12 protein-coding genes are annotated in these 12,508 nt (G+C 66.5%); 5 read left to right on the top strand and 7 right to left on the bottom strand.

Going from position 1 to position 12,508, the window contains the following annotated elements:
* The first annotated feature begins 119 nt into the window (after positions 1-119).
* Entirely contained in the window at positions 120-1,538 is a 1,419-nt protein-coding gene (locus ACZYVJ_RS06915; protein WP_463832882.1) for an aldehyde dehydrogenase family protein, read from the top strand.
* Here the strand turns inward: ACZYVJ_RS06915 and ACZYVJ_RS06910 are convergent.
* The 6 genes from ACZYVJ_RS06910 to ACZYVJ_RS06885 are packed head-to-tail and all read right to left on the bottom strand — an operon-like array spanning position 1,507 to position 6,764.
* Positions 1,507-2,331 carry an SDR family NAD(P)-dependent oxidoreductase gene (locus ACZYVJ_RS06910; protein WP_463832881.1) on the bottom strand — a complete coding sequence of 275 codons (825 nt, stop codon included), beginning with the start codon at positions 2,329-2,331 and terminating at the stop codon, positions 1,507-1,509. The genes ACZYVJ_RS06915 and ACZYVJ_RS06910 overlap by 32 nt on opposite strands.
* A gap of 7 nt (positions 2,332-2,338) precedes the next feature.
* Positions 2,339-2,815, bottom strand: a complete 477-nt coding sequence (locus ACZYVJ_RS06905; protein ID WP_463830330.1) for an SRPBCC family protein — start codon at positions 2,813-2,815, stop codon at positions 2,339-2,341.
* A gap of 37 nt (positions 2,816-2,852) precedes the next feature.
* Positions 2,853-4,505: an acyl-CoA synthetase gene (locus ACZYVJ_RS06900; protein WP_463830329.1), complete on the bottom strand. Its 1,653-nt coding sequence runs from the start codon at positions 4,503-4,505 to the stop codon at positions 2,853-2,855.
* Between the two features lie 8 nt (positions 4,506-4,513).
* Positions 4,514-5,134, bottom strand: a complete 621-nt coding sequence (locus ACZYVJ_RS06895) for a PaaI family thioesterase (protein ID WP_463830328.1) — start codon at positions 5,132-5,134, stop codon at positions 4,514-4,516.
* Positions 5,131-5,760 carry a cysteine hydrolase family protein gene (locus ACZYVJ_RS06890; protein ID WP_463830327.1) on the bottom strand — a complete coding sequence of 210 codons (630 nt, stop codon included), beginning with the start codon at positions 5,758-5,760 and terminating at the stop codon, positions 5,131-5,133. Before ACZYVJ_RS06890 ends, ACZYVJ_RS06895 begins: the two co-directional genes overlap by 4 nt.
* Positions 5,757-6,764, bottom strand: a complete 1,008-nt coding sequence (locus ACZYVJ_RS06885; RefSeq protein ID WP_463830326.1) for a Rieske 2Fe-2S domain-containing protein — start codon at positions 6,762-6,764, stop codon at positions 5,757-5,759. The genes ACZYVJ_RS06890 and ACZYVJ_RS06885 overlap by 4 nt, the downstream gene beginning before the upstream one ends.
* A gap of 207 nt (positions 6,765-6,971) precedes the next feature.
* Here ACZYVJ_RS06885 and ACZYVJ_RS06880 point away from each other — a divergent pair, with 207 nt between their 5' ends.
* From ACZYVJ_RS06880 to ACZYVJ_RS06870, 3 genes are read left to right on the top strand one after another with little or no spacing between them, the layout of a single operon-like run.
* On the top strand, positions 6,972-8,111 hold the full coding sequence (locus ACZYVJ_RS06880; RefSeq protein WP_463832880.1) for an alpha/beta hydrolase: 1,140 nt from the start codon (positions 6,972-6,974) through the stop codon (positions 8,109-8,111).
* Complete coding sequence (locus tag ACZYVJ_RS06875; protein WP_463830325.1) at positions 8,111-8,491, top strand: nuclear transport factor 2 family protein; 381 nt, start codon at positions 8,111-8,113, stop codon at positions 8,489-8,491. Before ACZYVJ_RS06880 ends, ACZYVJ_RS06875 begins: the two co-directional genes overlap by 1 nt.
* The gene (locus ACZYVJ_RS06870; protein WP_463830324.1) at positions 8,488-9,531 is read left to right on the top strand and encodes a TIGR03857 family LLM class F420-dependent oxidoreductase; all 1,044 of its coding nucleotides are present in this window, start codon (positions 8,488-8,490) and stop codon (positions 9,529-9,531) included. Before ACZYVJ_RS06875 ends, ACZYVJ_RS06870 begins: the two co-directional genes overlap by 4 nt.
* A 28-nt stretch (positions 9,532-9,559) precedes the next feature.
* On the opposite strand, the gene ACZYVJ_RS06865 is transcribed toward ACZYVJ_RS06870, so the two are convergent.
* Positions 9,560-11,056, bottom strand: a complete 1,497-nt coding sequence (locus ACZYVJ_RS06865; protein WP_463830323.1) for an acyl-CoA carboxylase subunit beta — start codon at positions 11,054-11,056, stop codon at positions 9,560-9,562.
* A 212-nt stretch (positions 11,057-11,268) separates the two neighbouring features.
* Between ACZYVJ_RS06865 and ACZYVJ_RS06860 the strand changes: the two genes are divergently transcribed.
* Positions 11,269-12,489 (top strand): cytochrome P450, encoded by a 1,221-nt coding sequence (locus tag ACZYVJ_RS06860; protein WP_463832879.1) that lies wholly within the window; start codon positions 11,269-11,271, stop codon positions 12,487-12,489.
* Positions 12,490-12,508 lie beyond the last annotated feature (19 nt).

Here is a 12,508-nt window from a genome sequence, read left to right as displayed (position 1 = left end):
GCTCGCCGATCCGCAACGGAAAGTGATTCATGAGCACACCCGACGAACGCGGTCACGGCACAGTCGAACAGCGGGACGCCGCGCTGGCGGCCGTCCTGGACCGGCAGCGGCGAGCATTTATGAATGAGGGTCCGCCCAGCCTGGCGATGCGGCGCAATCGCATCGACCGGTTGATGGCACTGGTCCTCGACAACACCGACGCATTCGTGGACGCCATGGCCGCCGACTTCGGCACCCGCTCCAGGGCGGCAACGTTGTTCACCGAGGTCATCGGCATGATCTCGGTCATCGAGCACACCAGATCCCATGCCGCTCAGTGGATGCGGGCAACCAAGCTGATGCGGGCGGCGCGGCTGTGCGCACTGCGCGCCGAGGTCCAGCCCTCACCACTCGGGGTGATCGGAATCATCGGGCCATGGAACTTTCCGCTCAACCTCGTTGTGCTGCCCGCAGCGACCGCGTTCGCGGCCGGCAACCGGGCGATGGTCAAAATGTCGGAGGTCACCTCGCACACCGCCGACCTGATGGCGTCGCTGGCGCCGGAGTACTTCGAGTCCGACGAGCTGCACGTCGTCACCGGCGGTCCCGACGTGGCGGCCGCCTTCTCCGCCCTTCCGTTCGACCATCTCTTCTTCACCGGCTCGCCGTCGGTCGGAGCCTTGGTGCAACGGTCGGCGGCGCAGAATCTCGTTCCGGTGACGTTGGAGCTCGGCGGGAAGAATCCCGTCGTCGTGGCCCCGAGTGCCGACATCCGCCGTTCGGCGGCACGGATCGCGCAGGCCCGCATGGTCAACGGGGGACAGGTCTGCGTATGCCCGGACTACGTGTTCGTGCCCGAGGCGCGGCTGGACACGTTCGTCGACATCGCGAGACGCACCTTGCGCGACATGTTCCCCGACATCGTGTCCAACAAGGACTACTGCTCGAGCGTCAATCACGCCAATTTCGACCGGGTCATCGGGCTGATCGAGGATGCGCGCGACAAGGGCGCCACTGTGGAAACCGTTGCCCCGGAAGGTGAGTCGTTGCCGGACCGTGCCTCTCGCAAGATCGCGCCCACCATCGTCCGTGATATCGACGACCGCATGAGGATCGCCGGCGAGGAGGTCTTCGGCCCGGTTCTGGTGGTGCAGGGGTACTCGCGACTGACGGAGGCGATCGACTACATCAATCAGCGGCCGGCCCCGCTGGTGGCGTACTGGTACGGCGCCGATGATGCCGACTTCCGCGACTTCGTGCGCAACACCCGAAGCGGCGGCGTGGCCCGTAACGACTTTGCCGCACAAATGATCCCGTCGGCGGCGCCGTTTGGGGGAGTGGGCCGAAGCGGGATGGGCGCCTACCACGGCAAGGCCGGTTTCGACACGTTCAGTCATCACCGCACCGTGGTAGGCAACGATCTGCCCTTCAGCATCACCGGAAGCGCTGCGCCGCCGTTCGGGAAGTCGATGCGAATGTACGCCGACGTCATGATGCGAATAGCGAAGGCCCGCAACCGCCGCCGGCTCAGCGCGAGGCGGTCAGTTTCCCGGCCCTAGCCAACAGGCCCGCGTACCCCGCGCCGAGTAGGCGCGGCATCGCCGCCATCACGCGGCCGTCGGCTCCGATAAGGATTCGGGCGCGGTTCTTCTCCGCCCCACGCAGAATCAGCCGGGCGGCCTTGGAGGCGGACGTCAGGGCCGCGCGATCGAACATCTTGGTCGCCATCTCGGGATCCTCGTTGTCCGCTGTGCGCATGTTCGCCCCGAAGTTGGTGCGCACGACACCGGGGTGCACGCAGTGCACGGTCACCGGGCGGCGTTCCATGATCATCTCCTGACGCAACGCCTCGGTGAGGCCGCGCACCGCGAATTTGGACATGCTGTAGGCTCCTTGGTACGGAACCGCGATCAGCCCGAAGGCGCTGGACAGGTTGATCAACCGCGAGGGGCGTCGCGTCGTACCCGCCTCGATCAGTTGTGGCAGAAAGGCTTTGGTTCCGTTGACGACGCCGCCGACGTTGATTTCCATCAGCCAGTCGAAGTCCTTCCAGGACATATCCGCCACGCCGGCGAACAGGTCGACCCCGGCGTTGTTGAACACCAGCGAGGCGGGCCCGTGCTGCTCGCGCACCTCGTCGGCGAAACTCAATACCGCGTCGCGGTCGGCGACGTCCACCCGGTACGGCGTGACCTGCCCGGGCGGACACCCGGCCTGGGTTTCGGCCAGGCCGTCCGGGTCGATGTCGGATGCGGCGACGTGCGCCCCATCCCGAGTAAGCGCCTGCGTCAGGGCGCGGCCGATGCCGGAGCCGGCGCCCGTGACCACAGCGACACGACCTTGGTACTTCATGGGTTCCTCACGCATCCACTCCTGCCTCGACAATCCTGCAGATCCGGTCCACCGAGACGTCGAGGTTCTTCTGCAGATCCCCGCGACGATCGCGGATGAACAAGAACAGACGCTCGAAGGCCACCGCGCCGAATGGCAGCGGCACGCACAGCCGGACCATTTCGGTGAGACGCGTCGTGCCGGCCGTGGAACCGGGCTCGATGAGGTACGTCCATTGCGTCCAGTCGCCACCCATCGCCTGAACGACGAAGGAGAACCTGTGTCCCGGTTCGGCTTCGACAACGTTGGCAACGGTGCGCCACCGGCCCAGGCGTCGACGGTTCCAGGCCTGAAAGCGATTCGGGGCCAACCACTCTGCGCGCGTTGTCTCGGGACTCCACTCCGGAATGCGGGTGACGTCGGAGATGACGGCGTAGACCTGATCCGCACCGGCACGCACGTCGACCGATGCAACCAGCGTCTCGTCCTTTTGCAGCAACGACATGATCTACGCCTTCCCGCGCGGGCTGCCGGATCACCGGTCAGCCACTCACCGCCTGCTCGCGCGCCCACCGGTAGTCGGCCTTGCCCGACGGGCTGCGCTCGATGACCGAACGGAACACGATCGCTTTGGGCAGCTTGTAGCGCGCCAGCGTCTGCGCGGCGTGCGCCACCAGTTCCTCGGACTCGGCGCCGGCTCCGGGTGCGAGCGCCACCACGGCGACGACCTCCTGGCCCCACCGCTCGCTCGGCCGACCGGCGACCACCACGTCGGCCACCGCGGGATGCGACGCGATGGCCGTCTCGACCTCCTCGACGAAGATCTTCTCGCCGCCGGAGTTGATGGTCACCGAATCCCGGCCCAGCAATTCGATGGAGCCGTCGGTGCCGTGGCGCGCGCGGTCACCGGGGACGGCGTACCGAACGCCGTCGATCACCGGAAATGTCTTGGCCGTCTTGGCCGCATCGCCCTTGTACCCGAGCGGAACGTAGCCCCGCTGCGCCAGCCAGCCCATCCCGTCGTGGCCCGGTTCCAGGATTGCCGTCAGGTCCTCGGCGGCCACAAAGGTGTCCGGCCCGGCGTTGAACGTGCCGGTGGCCACCGCTCCCGAGGTCGACATGTGGTGCATCTGCGCCCCGGTCTCCGACGAGCCGACGCCGTCGATGACGACCGCGTTCGGCAGCGTTTCGATCAAGCGTTGCTTGACGTACGGGGTCAGCAGGGCACCGCCGTTGGCGACGACCGCCAGCGACGACACGTCGGCAATCCCCTTCTCGATCGCGGCCACCAAGGGGCGCGCCATCGCATCGCCCACCACGGTGACCACCATGACCTTTTCCCGCTCGATGGTGCGCACCACGTCTTCGGCGTCCAGATGATCGACCACCGTGGGAAAGACGACGGACTGCCCCGTGGTTATCGCGGTCATCACGCTCCACTGGGCGGCACCGTGGATCAGCGGGGGCAGGATCATCAGCTTGGTACCCGGACCCGACGCGGCGCGTTCGACGATCTCGTCGATGGAGCTCGACGGCTCGCCCGTCATCAGGTTCCGGCCGCCGAAGGACGTCATGAAAATGTCGTGCTGGCGCCACAACACGCCCTTCGGCATGCCCGTCGTGCCACCGGTGTACAGAACGTACAGGTCGTCGGCGCAGTGCTGAACCGGCGGCGGCTGCGGGGACACCGACGCCAGGGCGGCCTCGTAATCGACTGCGCCCTCGAGCAAGTCGTTGCCGGAGTCGTCGGCGATCTGGATGAGCACGCGCAGCTGTGGCAGATCCGGCAGGATCTCGGCCACCCGCGGCGCGAACGCGGCGTGGTAGAGCAGCGCGGTCGCACCGGAATCCGCCAGCAGGTATTGCAGCTCGCTCTTCACATAACGGAAGTTGACGTTGAACGGGGCGACCCGTGCGTCGAAGCTGCCCAGCAACGCCTCGACGAATTCGTTCCCGTTGTAGGCGTAAAGGCCCAGCAGGTCTTGGCCCACCTCGTGGCCGCCCAGCGCCGAGCGCTCGGTGTGGCAACCCAATCCCTGCGCGTGCAGATACGCGCCCAGCCGGGTGGAGCGCTCGATCACCTGTCGGTAGGTGTAGCGCCGCTGCCCCTGGATGATCAGCTCGCGATCGGGGATCGCGGAGGCGACGGCCTTCGCGACGGCCGGGACCGTGAATGTTGTTGTGGTGTCGGACATCGTGCCTCTCACGGCTGGTGGGGTAACAAACGAACCATCAGGCCGTTGGCTTCGCTGAGCAAGGTGCCATCGGCGGCTATCATAGTAGCGTCAATGAAAACTTTTCGGCCGTCGACGTCGGTGATGCGGCCCTGAGCGGTCAGCGGCTGGTCAATGGGGGTGATGTTGCGGTAGTCAACGTGCAGAAATGCAGTGCGAGTGGGTGGACAGTTCGCGGTGGAGACCACCATGCCGAACAACCAGTCGTAGAACAGCGGGATCATGCCGCCGTGCACGGCCCGGTTCCCGCCGATGTGGGCGGTGCTGAAATGACCGGCCATCCGCACGCCGTCGGGACCGGACTCGGTCACTATCCAGGGTGGTATCAGCGGATGGCCCAGCCCCGGCAGGCTCAGCACCCGGCCGGCCACCGCCTCGGTCTCGGGGACCTGGTGGCCGTCCAGCAGCGCGCAGGCGTCCTCCAGGTGTGCGGTCGCGGCGGCCCACAGCGCGGGGTCCGGCCTGGTGGACACGGTCAGGTCCTGCAGACGGCGCAGCGCGGCGACGAAAGGCCCCAGTTCCCCTGGCGCGTCCTCGACGGGTCTGACGTCGGGGAATCCACCTCGAACCTCCGGCGCGGTTTCGGTCATCGTGTTCCTTCGTCCCATGCCCGGAGCAGATCGTCGGTGCTAGTGATCGTGGCCAGCAGCGACAGGGTGTTGGCGATCATCGCTGCACCATAGTCGGCGGGTACGCCGGCCACCGCGTCGCGGGGCAGGACCACCCGGTAGCCGACGTTGACGGCATCCATGACGAGGTTGGGTATCGCGATGTTCAGCGAAACACCCACCACGACAATGGTCGACACCCCGAGATTGCGCAGTACCGCGTCCAGGTCCGTGCCGCCCATCGGGCCCACGCCGTGCCATCGGCGTAACACCAAATCCGAAGGCTCCGGCCCTAATTCGGGCAGCAGCTCCGCACCCGGCGTGCCGGGCGTGATGTCCACCTTGTTGCCCCCGCCCATCGCGAAGATCTTCGCGTTGTGGTTGGAGCCGAGCCCGTCAGGCCGTCGCTGCACCAGGCAGTGCACGACCCGGACCCCGGCCGCCCGGGCCGCGGGCAGTAGACGCGCGATGTTGGGCAGCGCCTCGCGGCGCGCCTCCTCGGCGAGCATCGCCAGTCCCGCGTCGGGACCCATCACCGCGCCCTGGCACTCCTGGGTGACGATCGCGGTGTCCCCGGGTGCCGCCAGCCCGGCCAGTCGGTCCGTCATGCGGGGACGCCCGCCGGCGCGACGTCATAGAACTGCGTCGCCCACTTCCGCAGCGCCATATAGCCTTTCGCGTCGACTTTCGACAACGCGGGGTGTTCCACGTACTTCTGGTAGCGCCAGATCTGCAGGTCGTCGAACACGGTGGACAGGAACTGTTTCTCGATTACGTCCCGCAGTTTGCCTTCGGGAACGTCCGCGGTATCGCCGGGCAGACGCGGCCACCAGATCGAGTAGAACAGGTCCGAGCATTCGTCGTCGACCGGTGTGCAGGTGAAGATCAGCCGATGATTCTGCGCGCCCTCGAAGACGCTGATCGCTCCGCCGAGGCCGAACAGGTGGCTGTGGAACCGCAACGCCAGGTCGTCGGGATTGTCGCTGCGCGCGTTCGGCCAGCCCGCGATGAACTGCCATTCCTGGTCGACGATCTTCCAGTCCAGCACCCGGGGCGTCACGGTGGCGTGGTGCACGTACTCGAAATGCGCGCTGTCGGGGGCGTTCTCGGCGACGATCTGCGGATGCACCGGTTCGCGCTCCGCGCGCCGGGAGAACTCCGGGTAGGCCCGGTAATAGGCCGCCGGGTCGGTCTCGAACTGTGGGAACTTTTTGAAGATGTCCGGCATCTCCCACTGCGGTTCCTTGCCGTCCGGGTGATGCCAGACGAAGACACAGTCGTATTGCTCCTGCACGGGAAACACCTTGAGACGTAGCCCGCGGTTGGGCCGGTCCGGTTGGTAGGGGATGTATCGGTTGGTGCCGTCCGGACCCCAGCGCCAGCCGTGGAAGGGGCACTCGACGCAGTCGCCGACCACCTTGCCGCCGTGGCCGATGTGCGCGCCCAGGTGTTTGCAATGTGCTTCCAAGACGTGCAGCTCACCCTGCTCATCCCGGTAGGCCACCAGATTCTCACCGAAGTAGTGCAGCGGCCGGACCTCGCCGACGGGAAACTCTGGAGACCAGCCGACCATGAACCAGCCGGTGACTTTCCAGGTGAATGGCACTTTCACGCGAAGCCTCTCAATTCCGGATACATACTTAGTCCGTTACAGTATAGATTTCAGCAGTCAGGTCCGTAAGCGGCAAGGGAGTGCGATGATCGAGACGGCTGACGAGCTGGAAGCCCGTGGCGTGACGTATTCACCCCCGATGTCGTGGTCACGCTCGAAGTCGCGGCCGGCGGATACACCGGTTTCAAACTGGCGTAGGTGAGTGACATGGCGACATCGATGAGCGGGCTGAGCCTGGCCAAAGGTGTGGTCCGTGAATTGGGAATGCTGGCGCCGCGCACGGTGGCCGGGCTGCGGGAGTCGACCGGCTGGGCCCCGCTGTCGCCACGCGGTGCGCGTCAGTTCGGCGAGGCGATGCTCGACGAACTGGTGCTGAGCGCCTTTTCGCTGCTGGGCGGAAGCCCCGCCGCGATGCGGCCACTGGATGCGTGCACCGCGGCCGCGGAGGAGCTCTCCTCGCTGGGTATCGACCGGGCGCACGCCGATCCGAAACCGTTGCGGGCGACCTCGATTCGAAAGCGCAGCATCCCGGGTCTGGCGTATGAGCGGATGGCCTTCGAGCACGACCCGGCGCTGCCGGCCACGCTGAAGGCCGATGGCCTGGGTGGTCCGGCACGGGCGGTGGTGCATCTATGCCGGCACCGCGACGAGCCCAGGCCGTGGCTGGTCTGGGTGCACGGCGCCGGCCAGGGTGGCACCGAGGACCTGTTGTTGTCCGGGATCGGACGCATCCATCACCAGTTGGGTTTCAATGTCGCGCTGCCGGTGCAGCCCGGCCACGGGTGTCGGCGGGGCCAATGGCCGGCCTATCCCGACATGGATCCGCTGGGCAATGTGGCGGGCATGATGCGCGTTGTCTCCGAGGTGCGCGCGGTCGTGCGCTGGGTGCAGCCGCAAGCCACCGCCGTTGTGGTGGCAGGGATTTCGATGGGCAGCCCGGTGGCCGCGCTGGTTTCCCACCTGGAGAAGCAGGTCGACGCGGTCGCCCTTTACACGCCGATCCTCGGGCTCAACGCGATGATCGCGCGGCACCTGCAACGGTGGGGCTCGCCGCGCGAGGCATTCCGCGAGTTGCTGGAATCGCCCGTGGTGACCCAGCTGACCTCGGTGATCGATCCGCTCGCGGTCATTCCGGCTCCGCCGCCGGATCGCCGGTTGATCGTCGGGGCGTGGCATGACCGGATGGCCATGCGCGAGCCCGCCGATGCGTTGCAGGAACGCTGGGGCGGCCAACTGTACTGGTACGACGGTAGCCACGTCGGGCACATCTTCTCGCGGCGCGTGCAGCGCATCACCGACCGATTCCTGCGCGACGTGGCCGCGCGAAAAGCAGTGGTGCCCGACTGATGGCACCCACATGGACCGCGCGAACGGTGGTGGAGCTTTACAACCTCGTCGTGTGGAACGAATGCAACATCGACCTGGCCGAGGAACTGTTGGCCGACACGGTGATTCGGCACGAGGTCGGTGGGGTGCGCACGCTGACGCACGCCGAAGCGGTGCAGCGGGTGGTGGACATGTGGGAGCTGGCCGATTCGTTGCACTTCGACCTCAACATCGTCATCGAGGGCGACGACGGCGAGCACGTGGCGATCGTGTACGACTCGACGATCACCACCAAAGACGGCACCGAGACCAACATCGCCAGCATCGAAGTGTTCCGCGTTGTCGATGGCAAGATAACCGAGGTTTGGAACTGCGGCTACCAGCAAGGGGTTTGGAATTGAGTGACCGAGTGCTCGATGAATTGGGTTTCTACCTGCTGGCCGGGGCCGGCGGTGAGGGCCCGGCGACTTTGATGGACGAGGCCCGCCGCGGCGAGGAACTCGGCTTCGGCACCGGCTTCATCTCCGAGCGGTGGAACGTCAAAGAGGCGTCGTCTCTGGTCGGGGCGGCGTGCGCGGTAACCAACCGGATGCAAATCGCCACAGCCGCAACCAATCACAACACCCGTCATCCCCTGATCACCGGGTCGTGGGCGACCACGATGCATCGCCTGTCGGGCGGCCGGTTCACTTTGGGCGTCGGGCGCGGCATCGCGGCGATCTACGGGGCCTTCGGCATCCCGGCGGTGACCACGGCGCAGATGGAGGACTGGGCCCAGGTGATGCGCCGGCTGTGGCACGGCGAGTTGATCTTCAACCACGACGGCCCGATGGGCAAGTACCCCATCCTGTTCCTCGATCCCGACTTCAACGAGGACATTCGGCTGGCGCTGGTGGCCTTCGGGCCGAACACGCTAGCGCTCGGGGGGCGTGTGTTCGACGACGTCATCCTGCACACCTATTTCACGCCGGAGACCTTGCAGCGCAGTGTCAACACCGTGAAGTCGGCGGCGGAGAAGGCCGGCCGCGACCCGGACAGCGTGCGGGTGTGGTCGTGCTTCGCCACCGTCGGCGATCACCTGCCCGAAGAACTGCGGCTGAAGAAGACCGTGGCGCGTCTGGCCACCTATCTGCAGGGTTACGGCGATCTGCTGGTCAACACCAACAACTGGGATCCCGCTGTGCTGCAACGGTTCCGCGAAGATCCGGTGGTCACCTCGATCGCCGGCGGGATCGATCACAAGGGCACTGCCGAGCAGATCGAGCACATCGCGACGCTGATTCCCGACGAATGGCTGGAGCCCTCGGCCACCGGGTCGGCGCAGCAGTGCGTGGATCGCATCCGCAAGGAATTCGACTACGGGGCCGACGCGGTCATCATGCACGGCGCCACACCTGACGAGCTCGAGCCGATCGTCGCGGCGTACCGCGGCGCGGATTAGCTTCAGTTGCGGGCCGGGGGCGCGCCGCTCAGGGCATGATGACGGTCCGGCTCACCGGCTCGGCGGCGGCTTGCCTGCTGGACAGGCCGCGCTTCAGCGAGGCCAGCAGGACATCGCGTGTCTCACGGGGATCGATGAGTTCGTCGAACCCCATGTGTTCGGCCGACCGGAAGGACGCCTGCAACTCCGCCTCACGCAACTTCGCGGTGACGTCCTCGCCCGCGTGCGTAGCCCGGCCCAGCGCGGCCGCGCTCATGGCGCCCATCGTCGCGCCGGGGTAGGCGAAGGTCGCGGTCTGGCTGTCAAAACCCAGCAGGGACATGACCATGGAGCCGAACCCGTATGCCTTGCGCAGTGTCACGTGCAGCTTCACTGTGGTGGCCGTGGTTTGGGCGGCGAACATTCGTGCGCCGGCGCGCAGCACACCGCTGCGCTCGGATCGGCTGCCGGGCAGCATGCCGGGATTGTCGGCGAGGAAGACGAGGGGCAGGTGGAAAGAGTCGGCCACCATGATGAAGTGCGCCGCCTTGTCCGCGGCCGCGGCGTCGATGGAGCCGGCGAGCACCTGGGGCTGGTTGGCCACCACCGCGATCGGGTGACCACCGAGATGGGCCAGCGCGCAGATGATCGCCTTGCCGTACTGGGGCTGCACCTCGAACCAGTCGGGCCGGTCGAAGACCACGTCGAGCACGGCGCGCATGTCGTAGACGCGGCGGTTGTCGCGGGACACGATGTCGAGCAGCTCCGGCGTCGGACGTGGCTCGCTGTCCTGGTCCTGCGGCATCGATGCCGGGTACGACCATGCGCTCGGCGGAAAGTAGGACAGGTAGCGCCGGACGTCGTCGAGCACGGACTCATCGTCCTCGGCGACGTTGTGGATCACCCCGCTGGGCAACGCGACATCCGGCCCACCGAGGTCCTCCTTCGAAATATCTTCTCCGGTGGACTCTTTGACGACGGGCGGTCCGGCGGTGAAGATCGCCCCCTGCCTGCTCATGATCCGGAAGTCGCAGACCGGGGCCACTAGCGCGCCGTGTCCAGCCGACGGCCCGAATACGGCACCCACGGTCGGGACGCGGCCCGAGCACTGCGCCTGCGCGAGCAGGTCGGTGGGGGTGCGGCCGTAGTGCCCGCCACCGGGACGAAAGCCCGCACCTTCGAGCAGCATCACCAGCGGGATCTTGTCGCGCAGCGCCAGTTCGGCGATGCGGTATCGCTTGGAGTTGCCGCCGGGCCCGATGCTGCCCGCCATGGTGGTGAAGTCTTCGGCGCCCAGCATCACCGGTGAACCGTTGATCTCACCGGAGCCGACGATCAGGCCGTCGGCCGCGATATCACCACCGACCAGGGTGCCGAGCTCGCGGAAGGTGCCCGGGTCGAGGAGGTACTCGATTCGTGCGCGGGCGTCGAGCTTGCCCTTGTCGCGGTGCTTGTCGAGTCGCTCGGGCCCGCCCATGTCCCGCGCGTGCTGACGGCGCCGCTCGAGATCCTCGAGCGTTTCTCCCCAATCCTGGGCTTTCGGCATGCCTATGTCCTACCTCATGGAGATTCGTCGCGCGACCAGTCCTGTGGTGGCGACCCGCTGCGCCCGGCTACGCCGCGCTTGCGATCGCCGCAGATTTGTAGGGTCACATACTGGATTGCTTACTGTAAAGTTACCCGCATGTCTGACGCCGCCCGTCTGGAGGTCGACGGGGCGGCCCAAATCGAGGAGTCTCAGCAGTGAGCGCAACCACGATGGACGAGGCCGCGAAGCTATTGGCGGACCCGTTGGCGTACACCGACGAGCAGCGGTTGCATGCGGCGCTGACCCACCTGCGCGCCGAAGCCCCGGTGTCCTGGGTGGACGTTCCGAACTACCGGCCGTTCTGGGCGATCACCAAGCACGCCGACATCATGGATATCGAGCGCGAGAACATGTTGTTCACCAACTGGCCGCGCCCGGTGCTGACCACCACCGTGGGCGACGAGATGCAGGCCAACGCCGGCGTCCGCACACTGATCCACATGGACGACCCGCAACACCGGGTGGTGCGCGCGATCGGCTCGGACTGGTTCCGCCCAAAGGCGATGCGCGCGTTGAAGATGCGCGTCGACGAGCTGGCCAAGATCTATGTCGACAAGATGTTGGCCATCGGGCCCGAATGCGACTTCGTCCAGCAGGTCGCGGTGAACTACCCACTGTTCGTGATCATGTCGCTGCTGGGGATCCCGGAAGCCGACTTTCCTCGCATGCTCCAACTCACCCAGGAGCTGTTCGGAAGCGAAGACAGCGAATTCAGGCGCGGTGATTCGAACGAGGATCAGTTGCCCGCGCTGATCGACATGTTCCAATACTTCAACGGCGTGACCGCCGCGCGCCGTGAGCACCCGACCGAGGACCTGGCCTCGGCGATCGCCAACGCCACCGTCGACGGCGAACCGCTGTCCGACATCGACACGGTGTCGTACTACCTGATCGTCGCCACCGCCGGTCACGACACCACCAGCGCGACCATCTCCGGTGGCCTGCAAGCGCTCATCGAGAATCCGGAGCAGCTCGACCGCCTGCGCGACAACCTCGACCTGATGCCGCTCGCGACCGAGGAGATGATCCGCTGGGTCACCCCGGTCAAGGAGTTCATGCGGACCGCCGCCGCGGACACCACCGTGCGCGGGGTGCCGATCGCCGCGGGGGATTCGGTGCTGTTGTCCTATGTTTCGGCCAACCGCGACGAGGAGGTCTTCGGCGACCCGTTCCGGTTCGACGTCGGGCGTGACCCGAACAAGCACCTGGCCTTCGGCTACGGCGTGCACTTCTGCATGGGTGCGGCGCTGGCCCGCATGGAAGTCAACAGTTTCTTCTCCGAGCTGCTGCCGAGGCTCAAATCGGTTGAGCTGACCGGAGATCCGGAGTTGATCGCCACGACCTTCGTCGGCGGCCTCAAGCACCTGCCGGTGCGCTACTCACTGACCTGAGCACTGTCGCCCTTCGATC

The organism is Mycobacterium sp. IDUB_3 (assembly GCF_055419585.1).
The sequence above is the reverse complement of the archived record's forward strand: the minus strand, read 5'-3'. Positions and strand labels throughout refer to the sequence as shown.